At 61.8% G+C, this 21,957-nt stretch carries 19 protein-coding genes; 14 read left to right on the top strand and 5 right to left on the bottom strand.

The genetic code is table 11. The features are described 5' to 3' along the window. Positions 1-21: 21 nt before the first annotated feature. Together J3351_RS03655 and J3351_RS03650 are read right to left on the bottom strand one after the other, a co-directional pair. Positions 22-1,395 carry a hypothetical protein gene (locus J3351_RS03655; RefSeq protein WP_207697153.1) on the bottom strand — a complete coding sequence of 458 codons (1,374 nt, stop codon included), beginning with the start codon at positions 1,393-1,395 and terminating at the stop codon, positions 22-24. Between the two features lie 39 nt (positions 1,396-1,434). Then, the gene (locus J3351_RS03650) at positions 1,435-2,271 is read right to left on the bottom strand and encodes a DUF624 domain-containing protein (protein WP_207697152.1); all 837 of its coding nucleotides are present in this window, start codon (positions 2,269-2,271) and stop codon (positions 1,435-1,437) included. Positions 2,272-2,466: 195 nt separating this feature from the next. Here J3351_RS03650 and J3351_RS03645 point away from each other — a divergent pair, with 195 nt between their 5' ends. The 12 genes from J3351_RS03645 to J3351_RS03590 all read left to right on the top strand — a co-directional run bounded on the left by J3351_RS03645 (position 2,467) and on the right by J3351_RS03590 (position 13,800). Next, entirely contained in the window at positions 2,467-3,189 is a 723-nt protein-coding gene (locus J3351_RS03645) for a 1-acyl-sn-glycerol-3-phosphate acyltransferase (RefSeq protein WP_207697151.1), read from the top strand. An 8-nt stretch (positions 3,190-3,197) separates the two neighbouring features. Then, on the top strand, positions 3,198-3,962 hold the full coding sequence (locus tag J3351_RS03640; RefSeq protein ID WP_156074093.1) for a hypothetical protein: 765 nt from the start codon (positions 3,198-3,200) through the stop codon (positions 3,960-3,962). 4 nt (positions 3,963-3,966) lie between these two features. Beyond that, positions 3,967-4,128 (top strand): hypothetical protein, encoded by a 162-nt coding sequence (locus J3351_RS03635; RefSeq protein WP_181967289.1) that lies wholly within the window; start codon positions 3,967-3,969, stop codon positions 4,126-4,128. A gap of 158 nt (positions 4,129-4,286) precedes the next feature. Further along, positions 4,287-5,357 carry a chorismate mutase gene (locus J3351_RS03630; RefSeq protein WP_207697182.1) on the top strand — a complete coding sequence of 357 codons (1,071 nt, stop codon included), beginning with the start codon at positions 4,287-4,289 and terminating at the stop codon, positions 5,355-5,357. After that, a complete protein-coding gene (gene aroB / locus J3351_RS03625; protein ID WP_005928440.1) occupies positions 5,354-6,397 on the top strand; it encodes a 3-dehydroquinate synthase in 1,044 nt (347 codons plus the stop codon). The genes J3351_RS03630 and aroB overlap by 4 nt, the downstream gene beginning before the upstream one ends. Positions 6,398-6,400: 3 nt before the next feature. Next, positions 6,401-7,543: a chorismate synthase gene (gene aroC / locus J3351_RS03620; RefSeq protein ID WP_207697150.1), complete on the top strand. Its 1,143-nt coding sequence runs from the start codon at positions 6,401-6,403 to the stop codon at positions 7,541-7,543. After that, entirely contained in the window at positions 7,544-8,806 is a 1,263-nt protein-coding gene (locus tag J3351_RS03615) for a shikimate kinase (protein WP_154276841.1), read from the top strand. Next, positions 8,787-9,251: a type II 3-dehydroquinate dehydratase gene (locus tag J3351_RS03610; RefSeq protein WP_005928431.1), complete on the top strand. Its 465-nt coding sequence runs from the start codon at positions 8,787-8,789 to the stop codon at positions 9,249-9,251. The genes J3351_RS03615 and J3351_RS03610 overlap by 20 nt, the downstream gene beginning before the upstream one ends. Before the next feature lie 164 nt (positions 9,252-9,415). Continuing rightward, on the top strand, positions 9,416-10,432 hold the full coding sequence (aroF, locus tag J3351_RS03605; RefSeq protein ID WP_005928429.1) for a 3-deoxy-7-phosphoheptulonate synthase: 1,017 nt from the start codon (positions 9,416-9,418) through the stop codon (positions 10,430-10,432). 174 nt (positions 10,433-10,606) lie between these two features. Then, positions 10,607-11,881 (top strand): 3-phosphoshikimate 1-carboxyvinyltransferase, encoded by a 1,275-nt coding sequence (gene aroA, locus J3351_RS03600; RefSeq protein WP_207697149.1) that lies wholly within the window; start codon positions 10,607-10,609, stop codon positions 11,879-11,881. Continuing rightward, a complete protein-coding gene (locus J3351_RS03595) occupies positions 11,871-12,731 on the top strand; it encodes a prephenate dehydrogenase (protein ID WP_156066359.1) in 861 nt (286 codons plus the stop codon). The genes aroA and J3351_RS03595 overlap by 11 nt, the downstream gene beginning before the upstream one ends. Positions 12,732-12,837: 106 nt before the next feature. Then, entirely contained in the window at positions 12,838-13,800 is a 963-nt protein-coding gene (locus J3351_RS03590) for a YafY family protein (protein WP_207697148.1), read from the top strand. A gap of 81 nt (positions 13,801-13,881) precedes the next feature. On the opposite strand, the gene J3351_RS03585 is transcribed toward J3351_RS03590, so the two are convergent. Both J3351_RS03585 and J3351_RS03580 read right to left on the bottom strand, forming a co-directional pair. Next, on the bottom strand, positions 13,882-15,060 hold the full coding sequence (locus J3351_RS03585) for a hypothetical protein (RefSeq protein WP_207697147.1): 1,179 nt from the start codon (positions 15,058-15,060) through the stop codon (positions 13,882-13,884). Positions 15,061-15,080: 20 nt separating this feature from the next. Further along, positions 15,081-17,126: an AAA family ATPase gene (locus J3351_RS03580; RefSeq protein WP_207697146.1), complete on the bottom strand. Its 2,046-nt coding sequence runs from the start codon at positions 17,124-17,126 to the stop codon at positions 15,081-15,083. A 124-nt stretch (positions 17,127-17,250) separates the two neighbouring features. Between J3351_RS03580 and pulA the strand changes: the two genes are divergently transcribed. Then, positions 17,251-19,206, top strand: a complete 1,956-nt coding sequence (gene pulA, locus J3351_RS03575) for a type I pullulanase (RefSeq protein WP_207697145.1) — start codon at positions 17,251-17,253, stop codon at positions 19,204-19,206. A 107-nt stretch (positions 19,207-19,313) separates the two neighbouring features. Here pulA and J3351_RS03570 read toward each other — a convergent pair whose 3' ends face one another. Beyond that, positions 19,314-20,723 carry a S1C family serine protease gene (locus J3351_RS03570; RefSeq protein WP_207697144.1) on the bottom strand — a complete coding sequence of 470 codons (1,410 nt, stop codon included), beginning with the start codon at positions 20,721-20,723 and terminating at the stop codon, positions 19,314-19,316. Between the two features lie 206 nt (positions 20,724-20,929). Between J3351_RS03570 and J3351_RS03565 the strand changes: the two genes are divergently transcribed. After that, positions 20,930-21,940, top strand: a complete 1,011-nt coding sequence (locus tag J3351_RS03565; protein WP_278251061.1) for a GNAT family N-acetyltransferase — start codon at positions 20,930-20,932, stop codon at positions 21,938-21,940. Positions 21,941-21,957: the final 17 nt, after the last annotated feature.

Here is a 21,957-nt window from a genome sequence, read left to right as displayed (position 1 = left end):
AAAGCGCTTTGCGCTGCCGGCTTAGAGGCCGGGCTGCACGGTGCTTGGGTCCTGTTGGGGTGCGGCAGGCTCTGCCGCGGGCTTGGGGGGCGCGGGGAGACGGACTTCCGCCACCCGCATCCGCCCGGTCTGGTCCACCGCGTACACGCTGCAGCGGCCGCCTGCGGCCAGCTGTTCGGGCGGGAAGAGCAGCCCGCCCTCGGGCGTGCGCTCCATCCGGCGGAAGGTGCGGTGGGCAGTGGTGGCGTGGGCCACGCCATCGTGGACGGCATAGGCCGCCCAGCCGGAAAAATCCTCCGGCAGCGGGTCCTGCTGGCCCCGCTGCTCAAAGAAATAGCTGCCATCCTCGGCGCGGGTCAGGTCGCATCGCACCCGGTTGGGCAGATCAGTGGCCACTTCCCGCTGCTTGGGCCGCAGGGCAATGGCCCGGCCCGTGAAATATCGCATAAAATCCGTCAGCGCCATGGTGCAGTTCACGGCACCGTCGCTGTCGGCAGTGGGGTCGTTCAGCAGCACGAAATCCGCCAGAACGGCATCATCGTGCCCGAAGCCCCGCAGGCCCATCCAGACCCCCACGGGGTCCCGCTGGCCCCGGATGCGGCGCTCCACCCGGACTGCGATGGAGCAGTCATCGTGGATCTGGGCGCGCAGGTCGGCCAGATCCATCCAGGCCTGCCAGCAGGGATAGCCGCAGCAGCCCGCCGCCGCAGCCGCAAAGGCGGCATTGCCGGTGGAGCTGGTGGCTTTGTCCTCCATGGCGTAGGCCACTTCTTCGGGCAGGATATCCTCGCCGTAGCGGTTCATCAGGGCTGCCATCACAAGGGGCAGGTCCATCTCCCGGCCAAAGCTGGGGTCGTGGGCGCTCAGACAATATTCCGGCAGGTAGAGCCGCCGGTTCAGCGGGTGGCCGTTGTGCTTCTCCCAGGCAAGGGGGCGTGCGGCGGCGGCCAGCAGCCGGACAGCCGGGGTTGCCTTGTCATCGTTGGTGGAAAGGTTCACCTGCAGCTGGATGCCGGTGCCGCCGCCCGGTGTGGCAACGGTGACGGTGTCCCCCATCAGGAACACCAGCCCGTCCTCGCTCTGGGCTTTGATGCTGCAGCGGGGGTAATCTGGTGCCCACTTGCCAAAGCTGAGCCAGCCGGTCCAGGTGTTCCCGGCATAGACCCGGCAGCGCACCTCGACCATGGTGTTGTGGGGGGCGCTGGCGTTCCAGCTGACATTCAGGTTGCAGAAGGCCGGCATGGCGAATTCCGGGGTGGTATAGCTGCCGTAGGGCAGGTAGCGGCCGGCGGAGGAATCCAGCACCACCGCGCCGCTTTCCAGCGCCACATTGTCCAGTGCGCCCCGGGAGAAGGTCTCGGTGCCGTGCAGCACCAGATTGTTCCGTTGTTCCATCCGCACTTCTCTCCTTTGCGCGCTGTGGACGGCGCAGTGTTATTCTTCGGGAGTGTCCTGGCCGCGCTCGGCGCGCAGCTCCTTTTCCAGCTGGGCATCGTGGAGCTTCTGGATGCTCTCCTCAATGTGGAACACCCGGTTCAGGTCGCCGTAGACGATCTGGCAGCAGATCTCGCACTGGAACCAGAAACCGAGCACCAGCATCAGCAGCAGGCCCAGCGGCATGCACAGGATCACCAGGCCCCAGAACAGGATGGTGACCAGCGCTGCGGCCAGCGCGTGGGGCAGGAACGCGATCATGCAGTTCAGGCTGTTTTTCAGCGTCAGGCGCAGGGGCTGATCCAGCAGCACGATCTGGGGCCACATGTAGGAAAACAGCATGTGGAACAGCACAAGGTTCAGCACCGTGGCCACCCACATGGGAACGCCCACGTTGGTGCCGTGGTACAGCATGTTGAAGCAGAAATAGACCAGGAAGATCTGCACCGTGACGACCACGCAGTACAGGATGCCGGGCAGGATGCTGGCCTTGAAGTTCTGCCGGAAGGCCCGGCGGTAGGTTGTCCACCAGTAACCGGCCTCGTCACGCAGGGCGCGCAGCACCGTATCATACATGCCGGCCAGCGCGGGGCCTGCAAGGATGCCGCCCGCAATGGCGCTGACGATCATTACGGTCAGGTTGTTCATCAGGAAGCCGATGTACACCAGGCAGATCACCGGCAGAAAGCCGATGCAGGTGAGCAGGTTTGCAAGGAACATGCTGCTCATATCGCGGCCCACCAGCTCAAAAAAGCGGCCTACGCCCGTTTTGCGGGGCGTGTCCTTTTCAACGCCCGGCCCGTCCTTGAAATCTTTAGAAGAAGGAAATAAACCCATTTGTTCCGGAATACCTCTCTTTTGTAATGGGCAGCAATGCCATTGTGCTACCTTTCTGCTTATAAATATACCCGGATTTTGTGGATTTTGCAAGCTAAAAAGCACGTATTTGTAAAAAAAGTGTGTTCTCTCCCATTTTGTCCCAAAGTATGTTACAATGATACTGGCCTTTTGGGCCGGAAGGAGGAAAGGAATTTGAGCATTTTACGCACCATTGCGTTATTCGTTTATCTGTTTGGCTATATGATCGTGCACTATGCCACCCTGCGCCGGGCCGAGCGTGCCCTGGCTGCCGGGGATCTGGACACGGTGGAGCAGATCGTCAAGGCCAACATCCCCCGCTGGAGTCGGGGTATCCTGCGTGTTACGGGGGCCCGGATGACGGTGGAAGGGCAGCAGAATATCCCGGCGGGGCCCTGCGTGTTCGTGGGCAACCACCGCAGCTACTATGATATCCCCATCCTGCTGACCGCGCTGGACGCGCCCCACGGCATTCTGGCAAAGGAGGAGCTGGAAAAGATCCCCCTGCTCAACCGCTGGATGAAGCTGCTGGGCTGTGTGTTCGTCAAGCGGGATGACATCCGCGCTTCCGTCAAGGCCCTGAACGATGCCACTGCCATCGTGGAGAGCGGCCGGAGCTTCGTCATCTTCCCCGAGGGCACCCGCTACAAGGGCGAAGAGGGCGGCGCGGGCGAGTTCAAGGCCGGTGCCTTCCGCATTGCCATCAAGACGGGGGTGCCCGTGGTGCCGGTGGCCATCTCCGGTGCGCGGGGCCTGTTTGAGGGCCACGGCCTGCGGGCCACGCCCGGCGATATCCGGGTGCGCATCCTGCCCGCCATCCAGACCGCAGGCATGAGCAAGGCTGAACAGAAGCAGCTGCCCGATGCCGTGCGCCAGACCATTCTGGCCCAGCTGTAAGGAGAACTATGGCAAGCTATCGTTACGAGCGGGACATCGACCCCGCAGACCTTGCCCCGCGGGCGGAAAAACAGTATACCCGCAAAGAGCGCTGGGCCAACTGGTGGGATTATAACCTCAAGTGGGTCCTCCTGATCGGCATTGCAGCGGCCTTTGTGGCATACAGCTTCATCGGGCAGTATTTCTTTACCACCAAGCCCGATTATAATGTGGCGGTGGTGGCCCCCTACTACCTGCCGGATGACACCGTGACCGCCCTGCAGGAGCAGCTGGCCCGGTATGGCGAGGACCTGAACGGCGACGGCAAAACGGTCGTGACCCTGAATGTCTACACGCTGGATTATTCTGCCGGGGACACCCAGACCGAGAGCGATGCCTACCTGACCATGGCGGGCACCACCAAGCTGGCCACGGATGTGGCGGGCGGCCTGAGTTCGGTGTTCCTGCTGTATGACCCGGCGGGCTTTCAGGAGAGCACCGGCTCCCTGCGGTATCTGGACGGCACCCTGCCCGAGGCCGGAAGCGACAGCGACTGGTGGAACATGGTCTACCGCTGGACGGACTGCCCGGTGCTGGCCGGGCTTGACCTGGGCGAGTACCGTGCCGACACCACCCACGCCCAGGGCGGCGACAGCCAGGCCTATCTCGCGGATTTCTACGTCGGGATGCGCGGGGCCTGGAACACCGGCACCGAGGAGAACCTTGCGGGCGGCGAGGAGCTCTGGCAGGCACTGACCGCCGGGGCAGTCTCCACCGTGGAAGCGGAGGGGTGAGCCGATGCGGTTCCGTATCCTGCGCCGGGAAAAAGGCGCGCCCCGCCGCCCGGCCCCCGCGCCGGAGCCGCCTGCCGCGGCTGTTCCGCCCCGTGCCGCTGAGCTGGAAAACCCCTATGGGAGATACTATGGAACGGCGCGGAGCCGGGAAGATCTGAAACGCTGAAGAGGTGCTGCCACGGGCGGCACCTCTTCAATTCTATTCGCTTCTTGCAGGTGCTAGTTGAAAAGTTATCCACCTTGAAACCCTGCGCCCTTTGTTGTTTCCGTGTCCGAGTTATGGTATACTAATCCAGTATCACGAAATGCAAAGGATGTGGAATGATGGACGCACTGGAACAGGCCCGCCGGGAGATCGACACGGTGGATGCCCAGCTGGCTGCCCTGTTTGAGCGGCGGATGAAGGCGGTGCTCAGCGTGGCGGAATACAAAAAGGCCCACGGCCTGCCCATCTTTGATGCCGCCCGCGAAAAGGTGGTGCTGGACAAGGCCGAAGCGCGGATCGGGGACCCGGCCCTGCGCCCCTATTACCGGGATCATGTGCAGAACATGATGGACGTGGCCAAGCAGTACGAGGCCGAGGTGCTGGGCCGCAACCGCGCCGCCTATCAGGGCGTGGAAGGTGCCTTTGCCCACATCGCGCTCCGGGCGCTCTTTCCCCATGCCGAGGCCGTGAGCTGCCCCACCTGGGATGAGGTGTTCGATGCCGTGGAAAAGGGCGATGCCGCCCACGGCGTGGTGCCCTTTGAAAACAGCCACGCGGGGGACGTGTCGGCGGTGCTGGATCTGTGTTACAACCACCCCGGGCTGTGGGTGGTGGATGTCTACGACCTGCCCATCTCCCAGAACCTGCTGGTGCTGCCCGGCACCCAGCTGGCGGACCTGACCCATGTGTACAGCCACCAGCAGGCCATTGCCCAGAGCGAGACGTTCTTAAAACAGTTCCGCCTGCCGGCCACGGCCATGCCCAACACGGCCATGGCCGCAAAATATGTGGCCGAAACGGGCGATCGGACCAAGGCCGCCATTGCCAGCGTGGAAACGGCGGCGCTGTACGGGCTGGAGGTGCTGGTGCCGCGCATCAACACCGACGGCGACAACACCACCCGCTTTATCGTGCTCAGCCGCGAAAAGCCCACGGCGGGCAACCGGTTCTCCCTGCTGTTCACGGTGGACAACAAGCCCGGCAAGCTGGCCGAGGTCATTCAGGTCATCGGTGCCAGCGGCTTCAATATGGAGTCCATCAAGAGCCGGCCCATGCCCCATGTGCCGTTTGAGTATTATTTTTACGTCGAGCTGGTGGGCGATCCCACAGCCGACGAGACCGCCGCGCTGCTGCGCGAGCTGGACCATACCTGCCGCACGGTACGGCTGTTAGGAGTGTATACAAAATGAGCGATTTCATCGGGACAAAGCTCACCATGAACCTGGGCGAGCGCAGTTATGATATCATCCTGAAAAACGGTGCACTGGAAAATCTGTACCAGTTTGCCCGGCTGGACCGCAAGGTGGCCGTTGTCACCGACAGCGGTGTGCCTGCCGAGTATGCCCAGCGCGTGGCCGACCAGTGCCGGGAATCCACCATCATCACGGTGCCGCAGGGCGAGGCCAGCAAGAGCTTCAAGATCCTGGAAACGGTGCTCCGGCAGATGCTGGAGTTCAACATGGGACGCGGCGACCTGGTGGTGGCCGTGGGCGGCGGCGTGGTCGGTGATCTGGCCGGATTTGCCGCTGCCATCTACATGCGGGGCATTGATTTCATCAACTGCCCCACCACCACCCTTTCCATGATCGATTCCTCCATCGGCGGCAAGACCGCTGTGGATCTGGGCGATACCAAAAACATCGTGGGCGCGTTCTGGCAGCCCAAGCTGGTCATTGTGGACCCGGCCACCCTTTCCACCCTGCCCCGCCGCCACTACATCAACGGCCTGGCGGAGGCGGTCAAGGCGGGCCTGCTGGCGGACCCCGAGCTGTTCGCCATCTTTGAAAAGGGCGATATCGACACCCAGATCAGCGAGATCATCTACCGCAGCCTGCGGTTCAAGAAGAACGTTGTGGAGCAGGATGAGACCGAGCGCGGGATGCGCAAGGCCCTGAACTTCGGCCACACCATCGGCCACGGCATCGAGGCTGTCAAGGGCATCAAGGGCCGCCGCACCGTGGGCCTGTTCCACGGCGAGTGCGTGGCGCTGGGGATGCTGCCCATGATCGAATCCAAGGCGCTGCAGAAGCGGGTGCGGGCGGTCTACCGCCGCATCGGCCTGCCCACCCGCACCACCTATAACAAGGAAAAGGTGCTGGCCGAGATGCTGCACGATAAAAAGGCCCAGGGCGGCCAGATCACGGTGATCAAGGTGCCGGGTCTGGGCTGCTGGCGGGCCGAGACCATCCCCGTGGAGGGCCTGCGCCCCCTGCTGGGTGTGGAGGAGTAAGCCATGAAAAACACCTTTGGCAGCGACCTTTCGCTGACCATTTTTGGCGAGAGCCACGGCAGGGCCATCGGCGCGGTGCTGGACGGCATGGCGGCGGGCGTGCCCGTGGAGGAAGCCTTTCTTGCTGCCTGCATGGACAAGCGCCGTGCCCGGGGCGACGGCCTTTCCACCCCCCGTGTGGAGGGGGATGCGGTGCAGTTTTTGTCCGGCGTGGTCAACGGCCGCACCACCGGCACCGCCATTGCCCTGATGATCGAAAACCAGAACACCCGCAGCGGCGACTATGCCAAAACGGCTGACCTGCTGCGGCCCGGCCACGCGGATTACACTGCCTACGCCAAGTACCACGGCTATCAGGATGCCCGGGGCGGCGGCCACTTTTCGGGCCGCGTCACCGCCGCGCTGGTGGCGGGCGGCGCTCTGGTGCTGGGAGCCCTGAACCGGGCCGGGATCGAGATCGTGACTCACATCGGGCGGTGTGCCGGGATCAGCGATGCCCCCTTTGCGCTGGATGATCCCGCCGCGCTGGCGGCGCAGGCCGAGGCACTGCTGAACAAGTCCGAGGGCTTTGCCCTGCTGGACGGCAGTGTGGAAGAATCCATGAAGGCCGCCATTCGTGCCGCCGGTGCCGAGGGCGACAGCGTGGGCGGTGTGCTGGAGACCGCCATTCTGGGCCTGCCCGCAGGCGTGGGCGAGCCCTATTTCGACAGTGTGGAGAGCAAGCTCGCTCACCTGGCCTTCTCCATCCCGGCGGTCAAGGGCATCGAGTTCGGTTCCGGCTTCGGCTTTGCGGACCAGAAGGGCTCGGAGGCCAACGATGCCTTCCGGATGCAGGGGGAGCGCATCGTCACCGCCACCAACCACAATGCGGGCCTGAACGGCGGCATCTCCAACGGGATGCCCGTGGTGTTCCGCACGGCGGTCAAGCCTACCCCCAGCATCTACAAAACGCAGGACACGGTGGATTATATCGCAAAGAAGGACGCGGAGCTGTCCATTCAGGGCCGCCACGACCCCTGCATCGTGCCCCGGGCCGCCATTGTGCAGACCTGCGCCGCCGCGCTGGCCGTGGGCGACCTGCTCACCGCAAGATACGGCATGGCCTGGATGGAGGACCCCACCGGCTACCGCAAGGAGGTGCTGTAAATGGAATACGGACTCATCGGCGGGAGGCTGGGCCACTCCTACTCCAAGGTCATCCACGAGATGCTCTGCGGCTACCGGTACGACCTGTGCCCCCTGCCCACGGAAGAGGAAGTCCGGGCCTTTATGACCCGGCGGCAGTTCAGGGCTATCAATGTCACCATCCCCTATAAGCTGGTGGTCATGGAGTACTGCTCCTACATCGACCCCCACGCCAAGGCCATCAACGCCGTGAACACCATCGTCAACAGGAACGGCCTGCTCTACGGCTACAACACCGATTACCCCGGCTTCTCCTACCTGTGCGATGCACACGGGGTGGAGTTCAAGGACAGGACCGTGCTCATTCTGGGCACCGGCGGCACCCACAACACCACCTGGGCCGTGGCCCATGACCGGGGCGCGAAACAGATCTATACCGTCAGCCGCCATCCCGACCCCGAAAAGGGAGAGCTGACTTATGCTCAGGCCCTGACCACCGGGGCGCAGATCATCATCAACACCACGCCGGTGGGCATGTACCCCAATGTGGGCGTGAGCGCCCTGGATATCACCTCCATGCCCGGGCTGGAAGCCGTGATCGATGTCATCTATAATCCCGATAAGACCGAGCTCATCCTCCGGGCCGAGGAGCTGGGGGTGCCTGTTGCCGTCGGCGGTCTGGAAATGCTGGTGGCGCAGGCAGTGTACGCGGCAGAATTTTTCCTCGACCGCAAGTTTGAGGATGCCGGTGCCGAGATCGCCCGTGTGACCAGCGAACTGCGGCGGGAACAGCTGAATATTGCCCTCATCGGGATGCCCTCCTCGGGCAAATCCACCCTGGGCCGCGCTCTGGCGGAACGGCTGGGCAAGCGGTTCGTGGATCTGGACGAGGAAATCGTCAAGGCCGACGGCCGGAGCATCCCGGACATCTTTGCCGCTGAGGGGGAGGCAGGCTTCCGGAAGCTGGAGGCCGCGCAGACCGCCCGCTTTGCCAGGGAGAACCGGCAGGTCATCTCCTGCGGCGGCGGCGTGGTCAAAGACCCGGCAAACCTCCGGGCGCTCCACGCCAACGGCATCGTGCTCTTTATCGACCGGCCGCTGGAAGATCTGCTGGTGGGCGGCGGAAGGCCCCTTTCCACCAGCCCTGAGGCCCTGAAAACCATGGAAGCCCAGCGCCGCCCGCTCTATCTGGCGGCAGCGGATGCTGTGATCCCCAACAAGACCACCCCTGCGGATGCCGTGACGGCGGCAATGGAGGCGCTGGATGAAATTTTTAGTCATTAACGGTCCCAACCTCAACCTGACCCAGTTCACGGAGCCGGGCATGGAGGGGCAGATCGATTTCAATACACTGCTGGATTATATCGAGGCGGGCTGTGCCCAGATGGATGTTCAGGTGGACTTTTTTCAGTCCAACCACGAGGGTGATCTCATCGATGAGATCCAGTCGGCGGCAGGCCGGGCCGATGGCATCATCCTCAACCCGGGCGGCTACGCCTATTACAGCGTGGCCATTCTGGAAGCGCTGCAGGTGTGCGGCGTGCCCGCCGTGGAAGTGATGCTGGCCGACCCCAGCGGCAAGGAGCCCTTCCGCAGCGTGGATGTGGTCTCCTTTGGCTGTCAGGGCCGCTTTGCAGGCGAGGGGGTCAGCGGATATCTCCATGCCTGCGCCTACCTTGTGCAGCTGCTCCGGCTGGATGGCGGCGCGCAGACGCACCTGGTGCAGTAAATGAACAACCTCTCCGTCAATGCTGACGCATTGCCACCTCTCCTAGTAGGAGAGGCCTTGGCATTCAGGAGAAGTTCCCGGTTTTGCCAAGGGCTCCCCTATTAGGGGAGCTGTCGAGCGAAGCGAGACTGAGAGGTTCAGAAAAGGGAAAGGAATCAAAAGAGATGATCATTTCGACCAAAAAAGGCACCCCCAAGGAAGAGCTGGAAAAGATCGTAGACAAATTCGAGAAGCAGGGCCTGGATGTGACCCTGATCACCGGCAAGGATTACAATGTGTTCGGTCTGGTGGGCGATACCACCAAGATCGATGAGCGCGACGTGCTGGCCAACCCCTGGATCGACAACGTCACCCGCGTGTCCGCCCCCTATAAGCGGGCCAACCGCCTGTTCCACCCCGCCGATTCCATCATCGACTGCGGCGGCGTGAAGATCGGCAGGGGCGAGAAGATCGCCGTGATGGCAGGCCCCTGCAGCATCGAGGGCGAAGAGCAGGCACTGCGCATTGCCAACGGCGTAAAGGCGGGCGGTGCAAGCCTGTTCCGCGGCGGCGCTTATAAGCCCCGCACCTCTCCCTACTCCTTCCAGGGTCTGGAGACCGAGGGCATCCTCGATATGGTCAAGGCACGGGAGGCCACCGGAATGCCCATCGTGTCCGAGCTGATGAGCGAGGACCGGATCCCGGAGTTTGAGGAATATGTGGACGTGGTACAGATCGGTGCCCGCAACATGCAGAACTTCCAGCTGCTCAAGGCTGTGGGCAAGATGCACAAGCCTGTTCTGCTCAAGCGCGGCCTGTGCAACACCATTGAGGAGTGGATCATGTCCGCAGAGTATATCATGGCCGGCGGCAACGAGCAGGTCATTCTCTGCGAGCGGGGCATCCGCACCTTTGAGAAGTACACCCGCAACACCCTCGACCTCTCCGCTGTGCCTATCATCCACGAAAAGACCCATCTGCCCATCATCGTGGACCCCAGCCACGCCACCGGCAAGGCCAATCTGGTGGAGCCGATGATGATCGCCGCTGTGGCCGCCGGTGCCGACGGTCTGGAGGTGGAAGTCCACTATGATCCCCGCCACGCATGGAGCGATGGCGCACAGTGCCTGACCCCGGATGCCTTTGCACAGGCCATGGCAAAGTGCCGTCAGGTCGCATGGGCCATTGGCCGGGATATGTAACACGATGAACGGCCTCACCCTCTCAGTCAAAGCCTGACGGCTTTGCCAGCTCTCCCAAAGGGAGAGCCTCTGGCGAAACCACAGACCTTGCGGTGGACTGCCAAGGCCTCGCCCCTTGGGAGAGGTGGCAGCGCAAAGCGCTGACGGAGAGGGTGAGCCAGGTAAAGTAACACAATGAACATCACGATAAAATCAAGCCGGACGGTGGGCGGCAGGATCGCCGCGCCGCCCAGCAAAAGCATGGCTCACCGGGCGGTGCTCTGCGCGGCGCTGGCAAAGGGGAATTCCCATCTCCATCATCTTGCCTTCAGCAAGGATATCTCCGCCACGCTGGGCGCGGCGGGCCGACTGTGTGCCCGTGTCACCACCGGTGAAAACGACGCGGTGGTGGAGGGGCTGGGCCGATTTCTGCCGGTTGATGCCCCCGTGGACTGCTGTGAGAGCGGCAGTACCCTGCGCTTCCTCATCCCACTGGCCAGCCTGACCGGGCAGGAAGTGACTTTTACGGGCCGTGGGCGGCTGATGGAGCGGCCCCAGTCGGTCTACAAAACACTGTATCAGCAGCAGGGCCTGCGTTTTGAGCAGGGCGCGGACCGCCTGACTGTGGAAGGTGCCCTGACCCCGGGCGAGTACGAGCTGGCGGGCAACGTGTCCAGCCAGTTCATCAGCGGGCTGCTGTTTGCCCTGCCCCTGCTGGGCGGCACCAGCACCCTGCACCTCATCCCGCCTGTGGAGAGCCGGAGCTACATCGATATGACCCGCGCGGTGCAGCACGCCTTTGGCGTGGAGAGCCGCTGGCTGGATGAAAACACGCTGGAAATTCCCGGCGGGCAGCACTATCTTCCCGGTGATTACACCGTGGAGGGCGATTACAGCCAGGCGGCTTTTCCTGCCGTGCTGGGCGCTGTGACCGGCGGGGTGGCCATCACCGGCCTGTCTGAGGAGACCTTGCAGGGCGATGCGGCCATTCTGGAGATCCTCCGGCGGTGCGGCGCAAGATTCACCCGCACCGGGCAGGGCGTGGTGTTTGAAAAGGCCCCGCTCCACGGAACGGACATCGACCTTGCCGACTGCCCCGACCTGGGCCCCGTGCTGATGGTGCTGGGCCTGCTGTGTGAGGGCACCACGGTCATCCGCAACGCCGAGCGTCTCCGCATCAAGGAGAGTGACCGCATCGAGGCCATGGAGACCGAACTGCGGGCCTGCGGCGGGCAGCTGGAGAGCGAGGGCGGCACCATTACCATCCATGGCTGTGCCGGAGCGCTCCATGCCCCGGAGCAGCCGCTTTCCGGCCACAACGACCACCGCGTGGTGATGAGCCTTGCGGTGCTGGCGCTGGCCGCCGGGCTGGCTCTGCCCATCAGCGGGGCCGAGGCCATTGCCAAGAGCTGGCCGGATTTTCTGGAAGCCATCAAGCCTTTGGGCGCGGAGGTGGAACATGTTGGATAAATCAAAGCGTTATCTCATTGTGGGCCTGGGCCTGCTGGGCGGCAAGTACGCCTTGGAGCTGAGCAGGGCCGGGTTCCATGTGGACGGCATCAACCGCAGCGAGGGCCATCTGCAGTATGCCCTCGACCACGGCTATATCGCCAGCGGCAAGACCCACGATTTTGAGGATCTGGTATGTCAGGCCGACCATATCATCTTCGGTTTGTACCCCACGGCCCTGATCGAGTGGTTCCGGACCTACGGCCACCTGCTGAAGGAGGGCTGCATCTTTACCGATGTGTCGGGCGTAAAGACTGGTCTGGTGGAGCCGATCCAGGCCATGTGCAGGCCGGGCGTGGAGTTCATTGCCAGCCACCCCATGGCGGGCCGTGAGACCTCCAGCGTGGAGCACGCCGCCGAGGTGAATTTTGCCCCGGCCAACTTCATTGTGACCCCCACGGAAAAGAACACCCCGGAGGCCATTCAGTGGGCCAGGGAGCTGGCCGAGGTGCTGGGCTTCAAGCATATCTGCACCCTGACCGTGCAGGAGCATGACAGGATGATCGGCTATGTCAGCCAGCTCTGCCATGCCATCGCCGTCAGCCTGATGTGCGCCAACGACAATACCTCGCTGTGCGAGTACACCGGAGATTCCTTCCGGGACCTGACCCGCATTGCACGCATCAACGATAAGATGTGGGCGGAGCTGTTCCTCTGGAACAAGGAAAACCTTATCTCCGAGATCGACCAGTTCAGCGGGGCGCTGAACGAGATGCGGAACGCCCTTGTGGCCGATGACCGGGAAAAGCTGGAGGAAATGTTCCGCCTGTCCACCCAGCGCCGCGCGGCGTTTGATAAGAAAGCGCCGTAACCTTTTCAGCACACAGCACTGCTGTTTTTTTTCAGCTCCCCTGCTGGGGAGAGCTGGAAGCGAGACTGAGAGGTTTGGCACAACACGAAAAAATGAGGTGTACCGAATGCCCAAACAGGAAGGCCAGAAATCCAAGCTGCTGGCGCTATTGCGCATTTTTGAGCAGCAGACCGATGAAAACCACCTGCTGAACGTGCCGCAGCTGGTGGAGCTGCTGGAGGCGCAGGGCATCCGCTGTGAGCGCAAGAGCGTGTACAGCGATATTGAGGCACTGGGTGCGCTGGGCTATGATATCAAGCTGCGCCGGGGCCGGGGCGGCGGGTATTTCCTTGCCAGCCGCACCTTTGATCTGGCGGAGCTCAAGCTGCTGGTGGATGCCGTGCAGGCAAGCCGGGTGGTATCCGGCACCACGAGCAGGCGGCTGATCCACAAGCTGGAAAAGCTCTGCTCCAACTACGAGGGCAGCCAGCTGCAGCGTCAGGTCTATGTGGAGGGCCGCCCCAAGACTGACAGCAAGAGCCTGCTGTACAGCATCGATGCCCTGCACGAGGCCATCAACAACGGTAAAATGGTGGAGTTCCTCTACAGAAAAGCCGACAGCCGCGAGAAAGAGAAAAGGACCGTCAGCCCGTGGCAGCTGGCCTGGGAGAACGGGTGCTACTACCTCATTGCCTTTGCCGACGAAAAGGGCATCCGCCATTACCGGGTGGACAAGATGAGCGGGGTCCGGGTGCTGGATGCGCCCCGGCGGGGTCAGGAGCAGTTTGCGGATCTTGACCTGCCTGCCTATCTGCGCAAGCACTTTGGAATGTACGGCGGGCCGGAGCGTCGCGTTACCCTGCGGTGCACCGCGGATCTGGAAGGTGCCATGCGGGAGCGCTTTGGCGCAACGCCCATGTTCCTGCCCGAGGAGAATGGCTGCTTCCATTTCGATGTCCCCATCTGCGTCAGTGACCAGTTCTATGGCTGGGTCTGCGGCTTTGGCGGCAAGATAGAAGTGGTTGCCCCGCCCGAAGTGCGGCAGGGGCTGTTTGACCTGAGCAGCAGAATCGCACAGGCGAATCAGTAAAAATAATATGCACAAAAAGGTGCTGCCCCGCAGGTCGATCTGACGGGGCAGCACCTTTTATTGTGTATAACTTGCTTTTAATTATTCCAGTACATCCTGATATCCTTCAAGCTCTTTCTGAAGGCGGACCAGTCCACTACTGATACAGTCATGCCGGCGGAAAACATCCTCATATTGCTGAGCAGTTTCCTGATCCAGCAAATCTTCAAATTTAAGATAATGCCCAGTAACAGTCTGCCAGAAGTCATATTTGATTAAATCTGGTTGAGAGTCAAACTGAACATCAAGAACCGTATCCATCCGGGCAACGATTCTGCCGGGGCCATACTTGAGATTTATCACAGCAGTACCGGGCACAAAGACTGCATCATAGTGCTGTACTGCCTGATCCAGCAACGCATACTCTTCTTCCGCTTTCTGATATTCTTCTTGCAGTGCCAGTGCCTTGTTCAAACGTTCCTGATATAGTTTTTTCTCTTTGGATGTGATACTTTTGAATGTAAGTCCTTTGTACAAGTTATACACAGATGTGCAATAGATGATATCATATGCAAGTATGTGTTTTGCTTCATCATTAGCAAGATCATCACGAATATACTGGAAATGACCATCAAAACGGCTCTTATCCGTGGACACCAATTCTTTGCAGTTCTTAATCTCTGCAACAAGTTCATCGCACATCTGGTAATATTCTTTCAGTTTAATTTGGTCGCCAGTGCCCCAATCGCCATAGTACTCCACGCAATCCGCAAAAAGCTTTGCCTCATTTGCTTTGTACATATAATATTTCTCCGGGCTATAAAGAAACAGATATCCAGCTATGGAACGAGCGGTTTGCTTATAGCTGTAATAGTTCGGAAAATATTTCAGCCTCAGTTCTTCACTTCCCTGAAAAAACGTTGCTATTTTTTCTTCACGTTTCTTCAAATCATCCGCATCATCCTCGAACAAATCCTGAAACAGCCGCTTGACAGAATTAGCTGCTTCTTCGTTCTGCTGGGAAATTTTTACCAATCCGCCAAAAGGCTGCATCTTCCCATCAATGATTGTTTCTACAACACGTTCCTCTTTTTTGTGACCCTTGATATGATCTAAGGCTACTGCAAAATTATGTCCAGACTGTTTGAAGGCAGCATCCATTTGCTCCCGAAATTGCTTTGCTGCCCACCATTTGAATGTTTCATTGTGCTCCGGGTTATTCAGCTCTTCAAAACGGTCAATATAGTTTGCGAAAATCTGGTGCAGGTTTTTGGTATTCATCAGAAACTCCTTTCTCCGTTTTATTCCTCCGGCTCCTTCAATTCCAGATCACTGGGCAGGATCAGATCCAGGGCGGCGGCGGGCTCGGCCACAAGGCGGCGGCTCTGGTGGAAGATGGCCTTTTCCAGCGTGTTGCGGGCAAGGCGGCCATTGCCGGCGGTGCGGGCATCGGCTGCCTGCCAGCGGGCATAATAGCCCAGCAGGGGTTCGGTGCAGGCTTCGGCCAGGGTGTAGCCCTTGTTTTTGGCAAGGACCTGGGTGATCTGCAGCAGCTCCACGGCGGTGTAGTCCGGGAACTCGATCCGGTTGGGAAAACGGCTGGCAAGGCCGCTGTTGGCGGTGAGAAAGGTCTCCATCTCCCTGGTGTAACCCGCCAGAATGACCACCAGCTCATTCCGGTGATCCTCCATCCCCTTCACCAGCGTGTCGATGGCTTCCAGCCCGAAGCTGTCCTGCTCACCGCGGTAGAGGCTGTATGCCTCGTCAATGAAGAGCACACCACCCAGCGCACTCTCGATGACGCTGTTGGTCAGGGGGGCGGTGTGGCCGGTGTAGCGGCCCACCAGATCGGCACGGGTCACCTCCACCAGCTGGCCGCCCTTGAGGGCACCGATGGCTTTCAGGTATTTCGCCACCAGCCGGGCAATGGTGGTCTTGCCGGTGCCGGGGTTGCCCGTGAAGATCATGTGCATCGAAAGGCTGGCAGTCTTGAGCCCGGCGGCGGCGCGGCGCTGCTGCACCTGCAGGTTGTCGGCCAGACCGAACACATATTCCTTGACCGGGGCAAGGCCCACCAGCTCGTTGATCTCGGCGCGGATGGCATCCAGCGCGCCGGTGTAGGCGGCAGGCAGCAGGTCGAACAGGGGCTGGTCTGCGCCGTCGTTCAGGCGGAACTGCACCCCTTCCGGCCCGGCGGTCAGAGTTACGGTGCCGGTAAGGGTTTCATCGGTCCGCAGGCAGTATTCGCTCAGGGCGCGGAAGATGCGGTCGGTGCACGCGGAAAGGCCTGCCGCACCCTTCTGTGCGGTGCACTGAGCTGCGACATAGTCCCGCACGTCGGCCCCGGCGGAAAGGGTCAGCCCCAGCCGGGTGCGGATCTTCTGGGCCAGCGCGTTGAGCTGCTGTGCGGCAAGGGCGGCCAGATCCTCCCGGGTGTAGGAGGCCGTCTCGCAGACATCCCCCAGTGCCGACACCAGCGCCGCGCCGAATTTGTCAGCCAGTGCCTCCCGGCCCTTGTGGGAGTAGAAGATGAGGTATTTGCCGCAGGGGTCGATGCGGCTGACGGCTCCCGGGGCCAGCGCCGTGCCTGCATCCACAAGGATGCCCTCCTTGTTCACGAGATACCGGCTGGACAGGGGGGCACTGCCCTTGACGGCCAGATCAGACAGGGTCTTCAGAAAGCCGGGATAACAGCTCTCGTAGTGCTCAAAGGCAAGGATCTCCCCGGGTGCGTGCAGGGCAGCGTAGAGGTCCTGCAGGAAGAGCTTTTCGGCTCCGGAATTGGGGTAAAGGGCCAGATCCAGCGTGGCGATCCTGTCGCTCTGCAAAAGGCCCCGGGCCGCCATGCAGCGGGCAGTTTCTTCCAGTGCAAAATGCCTGCCTGTGCCTGCCCCGCCTGTGAGCAGGATGACGTTGCGGGCGGCGGGGGCTTCGGTGCCCAGCACAAAGGGGCGGCGCATGGCCCGCACCACGCTGTCCACAAAAGCATCCTGCCCCAGCACCGTCTGCTTGACCTCGGCGGCAAGGCCTTCAAAGCTGCCCAGATGTTCCGGCTTCATGTCGGTGGTGCCCCTGGCCAGCAGGCCTTCGTCCTCCATGTCCCGCAGCATCTGGCGGCTGCTTTCCAGCGCGGCGGCGGTGGCATCGCTCTGGGTTTTGAGCTGGGCGTTCTGCTGCTTCAACAGCTCGTCCAGCCGTTTCTGCTGTTCCAGAAGCGCCGCGTTCAGGTCAGGCAGGGCGGCGTTGCTGCCTGTTTTGGGTGCAGAAGTGCCGGGGGCGGCCTTGAATCTGCCCCCCGGGCCGAACACGCCGTTCATCAGACTTTCCCAATCATCGGTGTATGCCATAAAACTTCCCTCCGTGCAGTGTTTTTTCTTTCAGTATAGTGGAGTCTGGTACGTTTTGCAAGGAAAGGGTTGAAATAAAGGACAAAGTTCGTTACACTATTATCAAATGAAAGGATGAATTGCCATGGAGCCAAGAACACCTGCTGAATGGAAGACGCTGTTTGAGAGCGAAGCCTTTGCCCGCCAGACGGAATACTACGGCCCGCTGGGGGTGGAGTATACCCCCGCCGGGACACACCTGCGTCTGTGGGCTCCCACGGCAAAACAGGCAGCAGTGAACCTGTACCGCCGGGGCACCGGCGGGGCCTGTGTGGGCACCCTGCCCCTGCAGCAGCAGGACAAGGGCGTGTGGAGCATCTATCTGCCCGGCGACCAGCACGGAAAATACTACGATTTCACCCTTACCACCCCGTTTGGCACCTGCAATGCAACGGACCCCTACGCCCGCTCGGCTGGGGTGAACGGGGTGCGCAGCATGATCTTTGACCCGGCCCGGGTAGACCCGCAGGGCTGGGAGCGGGATGTGCGGCCGGTGATCCCACCGGCCCGCCGCAGCGTTTGGGAGGTCAGCGTCCGGGATTTCTCGCAGGACCCGGCCAGCGGTGTGCACACAGCCTGGCGGGGCAAATTTCTGGCCTTTACCCAGCAGGGCACGACCCTGAGCAGCGACGGCATCCACCCCACCTGCCTGAATTATCTCAAGCGGCTGGGGGTGAGCTATGTCCAGCTCATGCCAATCTTCGATTTTGGCAGCGTGGATGAGAGCCGCCCCCTGACCCGGCAGTATAACTGGGGCTACGACCCCACCAACTTCAATGTGCCCGAGGGCAGCTACTCCACCGACCCCACCCGGGGTGAGGTGCGGGTGCGGGAGTGCAAGCAGATGATCGCGGCCCTCCATGCGGCGGGCATCGGCGTTGTAATGGACGTGGTGTATAACCACATGTATCGTTCCGATAATGTGCTGAACCGGGTGGTGCCCCTCTACTACTTCCGCCAGAACGACGACGGCTCCCTCTCCAACGGCAGCGGCTGCGGCAACGAGTTTGCCTCCGAGCGGCCCATGGCCCGGCGCTGTCTCATTGATTCGGTGCTCTACTGGGCACGGGAATATCACATCGACGGCTTCCGGTTTGACCTGATGGGCCTGTATGACGTGGAGACCATGAACCTCCTCCGGGCTGAACTGGACAAGCTGCCCGGCGGGCGGGATATCCTGATGTACGGTGAGCCATGGCAGGGCGGCTGCAGCGCCCTGCACCGGTACGAGGCCAACAAGAACAACCTGAATATGCTGAACGAGCGCATCGGCATCTTTTGCGACAACACCCGGGATGCCATCAAGGGCGGCTGCTTCGATGCCCGGGAGCCGGGCTATGTGGAGGGCAAGCCCGGGAGTTTCTGGGATATCGGTGCTTCGGTGGCGGCGTGGTGCCGCAGTGAAAAGCTGCCGCCCCACGCCCCGGGGCAGATCATCAGCTACGTTTCGGCCCACGACAACTTCACCCTGTGGGATAAGCTCCTGATGGTGCGCTACGCCCGCCCGGAGTTTGCCGCTGTGGACAAGACCGCCCTGGCCCAGAACCGGCTGGCGGCGGGCATCTACCTGACCAGCATGGGCCTGCCTTTCTGGCAGGCGGGCGAGGAGTTTGCCCGCACCAAGAAGGGGCAGGGCAACAGCTACCGCTCCAGCCCGGCCCTCAACCGGCTGGACTGGCACCGGGCCGAACAGTTCCACAGCCTTGTGGATTACTACCGCGGGCTCATTGGTCTGCGGGCGGCGTTCCCCCGGCTGGGCGCGCTGGACAAGGCCAGCCCTGCCGCCATCGAGTTCTTCCCGCTGGAACAGCCTCTTGTGGGCTGGCGGCTCCCCGCCCAGTGGGGCGACGGCGCGGCATGGAGCGCCCTGTGCGTCTACTATAACCCCACCGAGACGGCGCAGGTCGTCACCCTGCCCGGCGGCAGCTGGAAGCTGCTGAGCGACGGCATCTCCTCCAGCCTGTGGCGGGGCAGCAGCCGCATCTGCACCGGCCAGACCGTCCTCCTGCCCCTGAGCGCCACCGTGTTCGGGCAGGTGTAAAAATACGGTCTGCCGTTGCTTGACAACCTGCAATTGAAAATCCCCTGACCAGTTCACGCCGGTCAGGGGATCTTTGATTTATGGATCAGGAAAAAGATTGGGGAAAATCAGGAGTTTTTCTGTGCCTGCTGGGTCTGGGCATTCTTCTCGCCCAGAGTCAGGCTGACAGTCTGCATCTGGCCTTCCCGGGCCACGGTGATGGAAAGGGTATCACCGGCGGCATGCTGCTGGATCAGGGTGCCAAGGTCGTCCTTCTGGGCGATCTCAGTGCCGTCGATGCTGACGATACGGTCACCGGTCTTCAGACCGGCCTTGTCGGCGGGGCCGCCCTGCACAACATCCACAACGTAAACGCCGTAGGCATTGACGTTGAGCTGTGCGGCGGTCTGGGCATCGGTCACAGCCAGATAGGTGATGCCCATGTAGGGGCGGCCGGAGACATAGCCGTTCTCCAGCAGATCCTGTGCCACCTTGATGGCATCGTTGATGGGGATGGCAAAGCCCAGACCCTCCGCATCGCTGGAGGAGGACTTTGCGTTGACCAGACCGATGAGCTCACCGTTCATGTTGAACAGGCCGCCGCCGGAGTTGCCGGGGCTGACAGAGGCATCCATCTGGATCAGGGACATGGTGTTGGTGGAGCTGGTGCCCTGGATGGTCACGCTGCGGTTCAGGGCGCTGACGATGCCGCTGGTCACGGTGCCGCCCAGCTCACCCAGCGGGTTGCCCACGGCCAGCACGCTCTCACCTACGGCAAGGCTGTCGCTGTTGCCAACGGTGGCGGGGGTCAGGTCAGTGGCATCGATCTTGAGGACAGCCACATCGCTGGTGTCATCCTCGCCCACCACGGTGGCGGGGTAATCGGTATCGCCGATGGTCACAGTGATGTTGGACGCGCCGGACACAACGTGCGCACAGGTCAGGATATAGCCGTCGGAGCTGATCACGACACCGCTGCCAGCGCCGCTCTCCACCTGGCTCTGGCCGTACCAGGACCACTGGGAGTAGACCACCTGCTCGGTGGTGATGACCACAACGCTGGGGCTGACCATCTCAGAGACCTGAGCGGTGGTCATGCCGGAAGCGGTGTTCACCGCGGAGGCAGAGCCGGAATCACTGCTGGACGTGGAGGAAGGTGCCACCTGCTGGATGACCACCTTGCCGCCTGTGTTGCCCACCCGGGCCCCAACAAAGCCGCCGACAAAGCCCATGGCTGCTGCCAGCACCAGTGCGACTGCGCTGCGGGCGATATTGCCGTTTTTCCGGCGGCGCTTTTTGGGAGGCTGCTTGGGGCTTCCCTGTGCGGCCTGATACCGGGGGCCTTCCGGAGGCGGCACCGCGCCGCCATCGCTGCCGCCGTTCGGCTCGGCCTGGGGGGCAGCCTGTGCGGCCTCGCCGTAGGTGCTAGCCGTGTTGGCGGTGTTCATGCCGGAGGAGCCGACGTTGGGGTAGCCGGTCTCGCCGGTCTGGCTATGTTCAGAGGAATAATCGTATTCCCACTTGTTCTCGTTATCCATACTGGTTACTTCCTTTCTCAAAGGGAATGGTTCGGAGGGGGCGCTCTGCCGCACCTCCTTGGAACTGTTTCTATTGTATCCGGTAATTGTGAAAAGGAATCGCTGACCGGGTGAAGAATATGTGAAATAAGGTCGCAGCGGGAAGCCTTGACAGCGGCGCGGGGGCTTGGTATTTTAAGAACGACCCTCTCGGTCATCGCTGCGCGATGCCAGCTCCCCCGAAGGGGGAGCCAACACATCTGACAGGCGGGCAATCGCTGATTTGCAGGGGCTCTATTCGGAGCCACAATAGGCTCTCCCTTTGGGAGAGCTGTCTGCGAGAGCAGACTGAGAGGGCAAGTCCGCGAAGGGAGCAAATTATGAAACTGGAAAAGACCCAGGGCGGTTATGCCCTGTATAAAGAGAAAACCATCATTGGCACCTGCCAGGCCCGGCCCACGGAGCAGGGCGCGGACATCACTGCCCTGACCATTGTGCCGGAATGGCGGCGCAAGGGCTACGGTTCCTACCTGTTAAAAGAGGTATTGCGCAGCCTGGGCGGCTATGACAAAGAGAGCGCCACGGTGTTCACGGCTCCTCTGCCTGCCGATGCGGGGGAGCTGGCCTTCTGGGCAAAGTTCGGTTTTGCGGCAGAGGGCAGCGGGCTGTGCCGCCGCCGCACCCCCGACCTGACGGCCGTGAAGCTTGTGCAGGACTTCCTCGCCGCGCGGCTGGCTGACCCCAGGCTCTGCATCGATGCCACCTGCGGCAACGGGGGCGACACGGCCTTTCTCTGCCGCCTTGTGGGCGAAGGGGGCCGGGTGCTGGGCTTTGACATCCAGCCTGAAGCCATTGCCTCCACCCGGCAGAACCTTGCACGGAAGGGCCTCGCGGCAGAGCTTCACTGCGACAGCCACGCCAACCTCTTACAATATGTACAGCCCGGCACTGTCGATGCCGTGATGTTCAACTTCGGCTGGCTGCCCGGTGCCGACCACGGGGTGTTCTCCCACGCCCAAAGCAGCATCCCGGCGCTGGAAGCCGCCCTCGAGGCCCTGCGGCCCGGCGGGGTGCTCAGTGCCATCCTGTACAGCGGCAAGGTCATCGGCTCCGACGAAAAGACCGAGATCCTCCAGTGGATGCGCTCCCGGCCCCTGAAACAGTGCACCGCCCTCGTCTGCGGCTTTGCCAATTGGGCCGATACCGCCCCCTTGCCCTGCTTCCTCCTGAAAAAATAACAAAAACTCTTGCATCT

Source organism: Faecalibacterium sp. Marseille-Q0746, from assembly GCF_017377595.1.
Taxonomy (GTDB): Bacteria; Bacillota; Clostridia; order Oscillospirales; family Ruminococcaceae; genus Faecalibacterium; species Faecalibacterium duncaniae.
The sequence above is the reverse complement of the archived record's forward strand: the minus strand, read 5'-3'. Positions and strand labels throughout refer to the sequence as shown.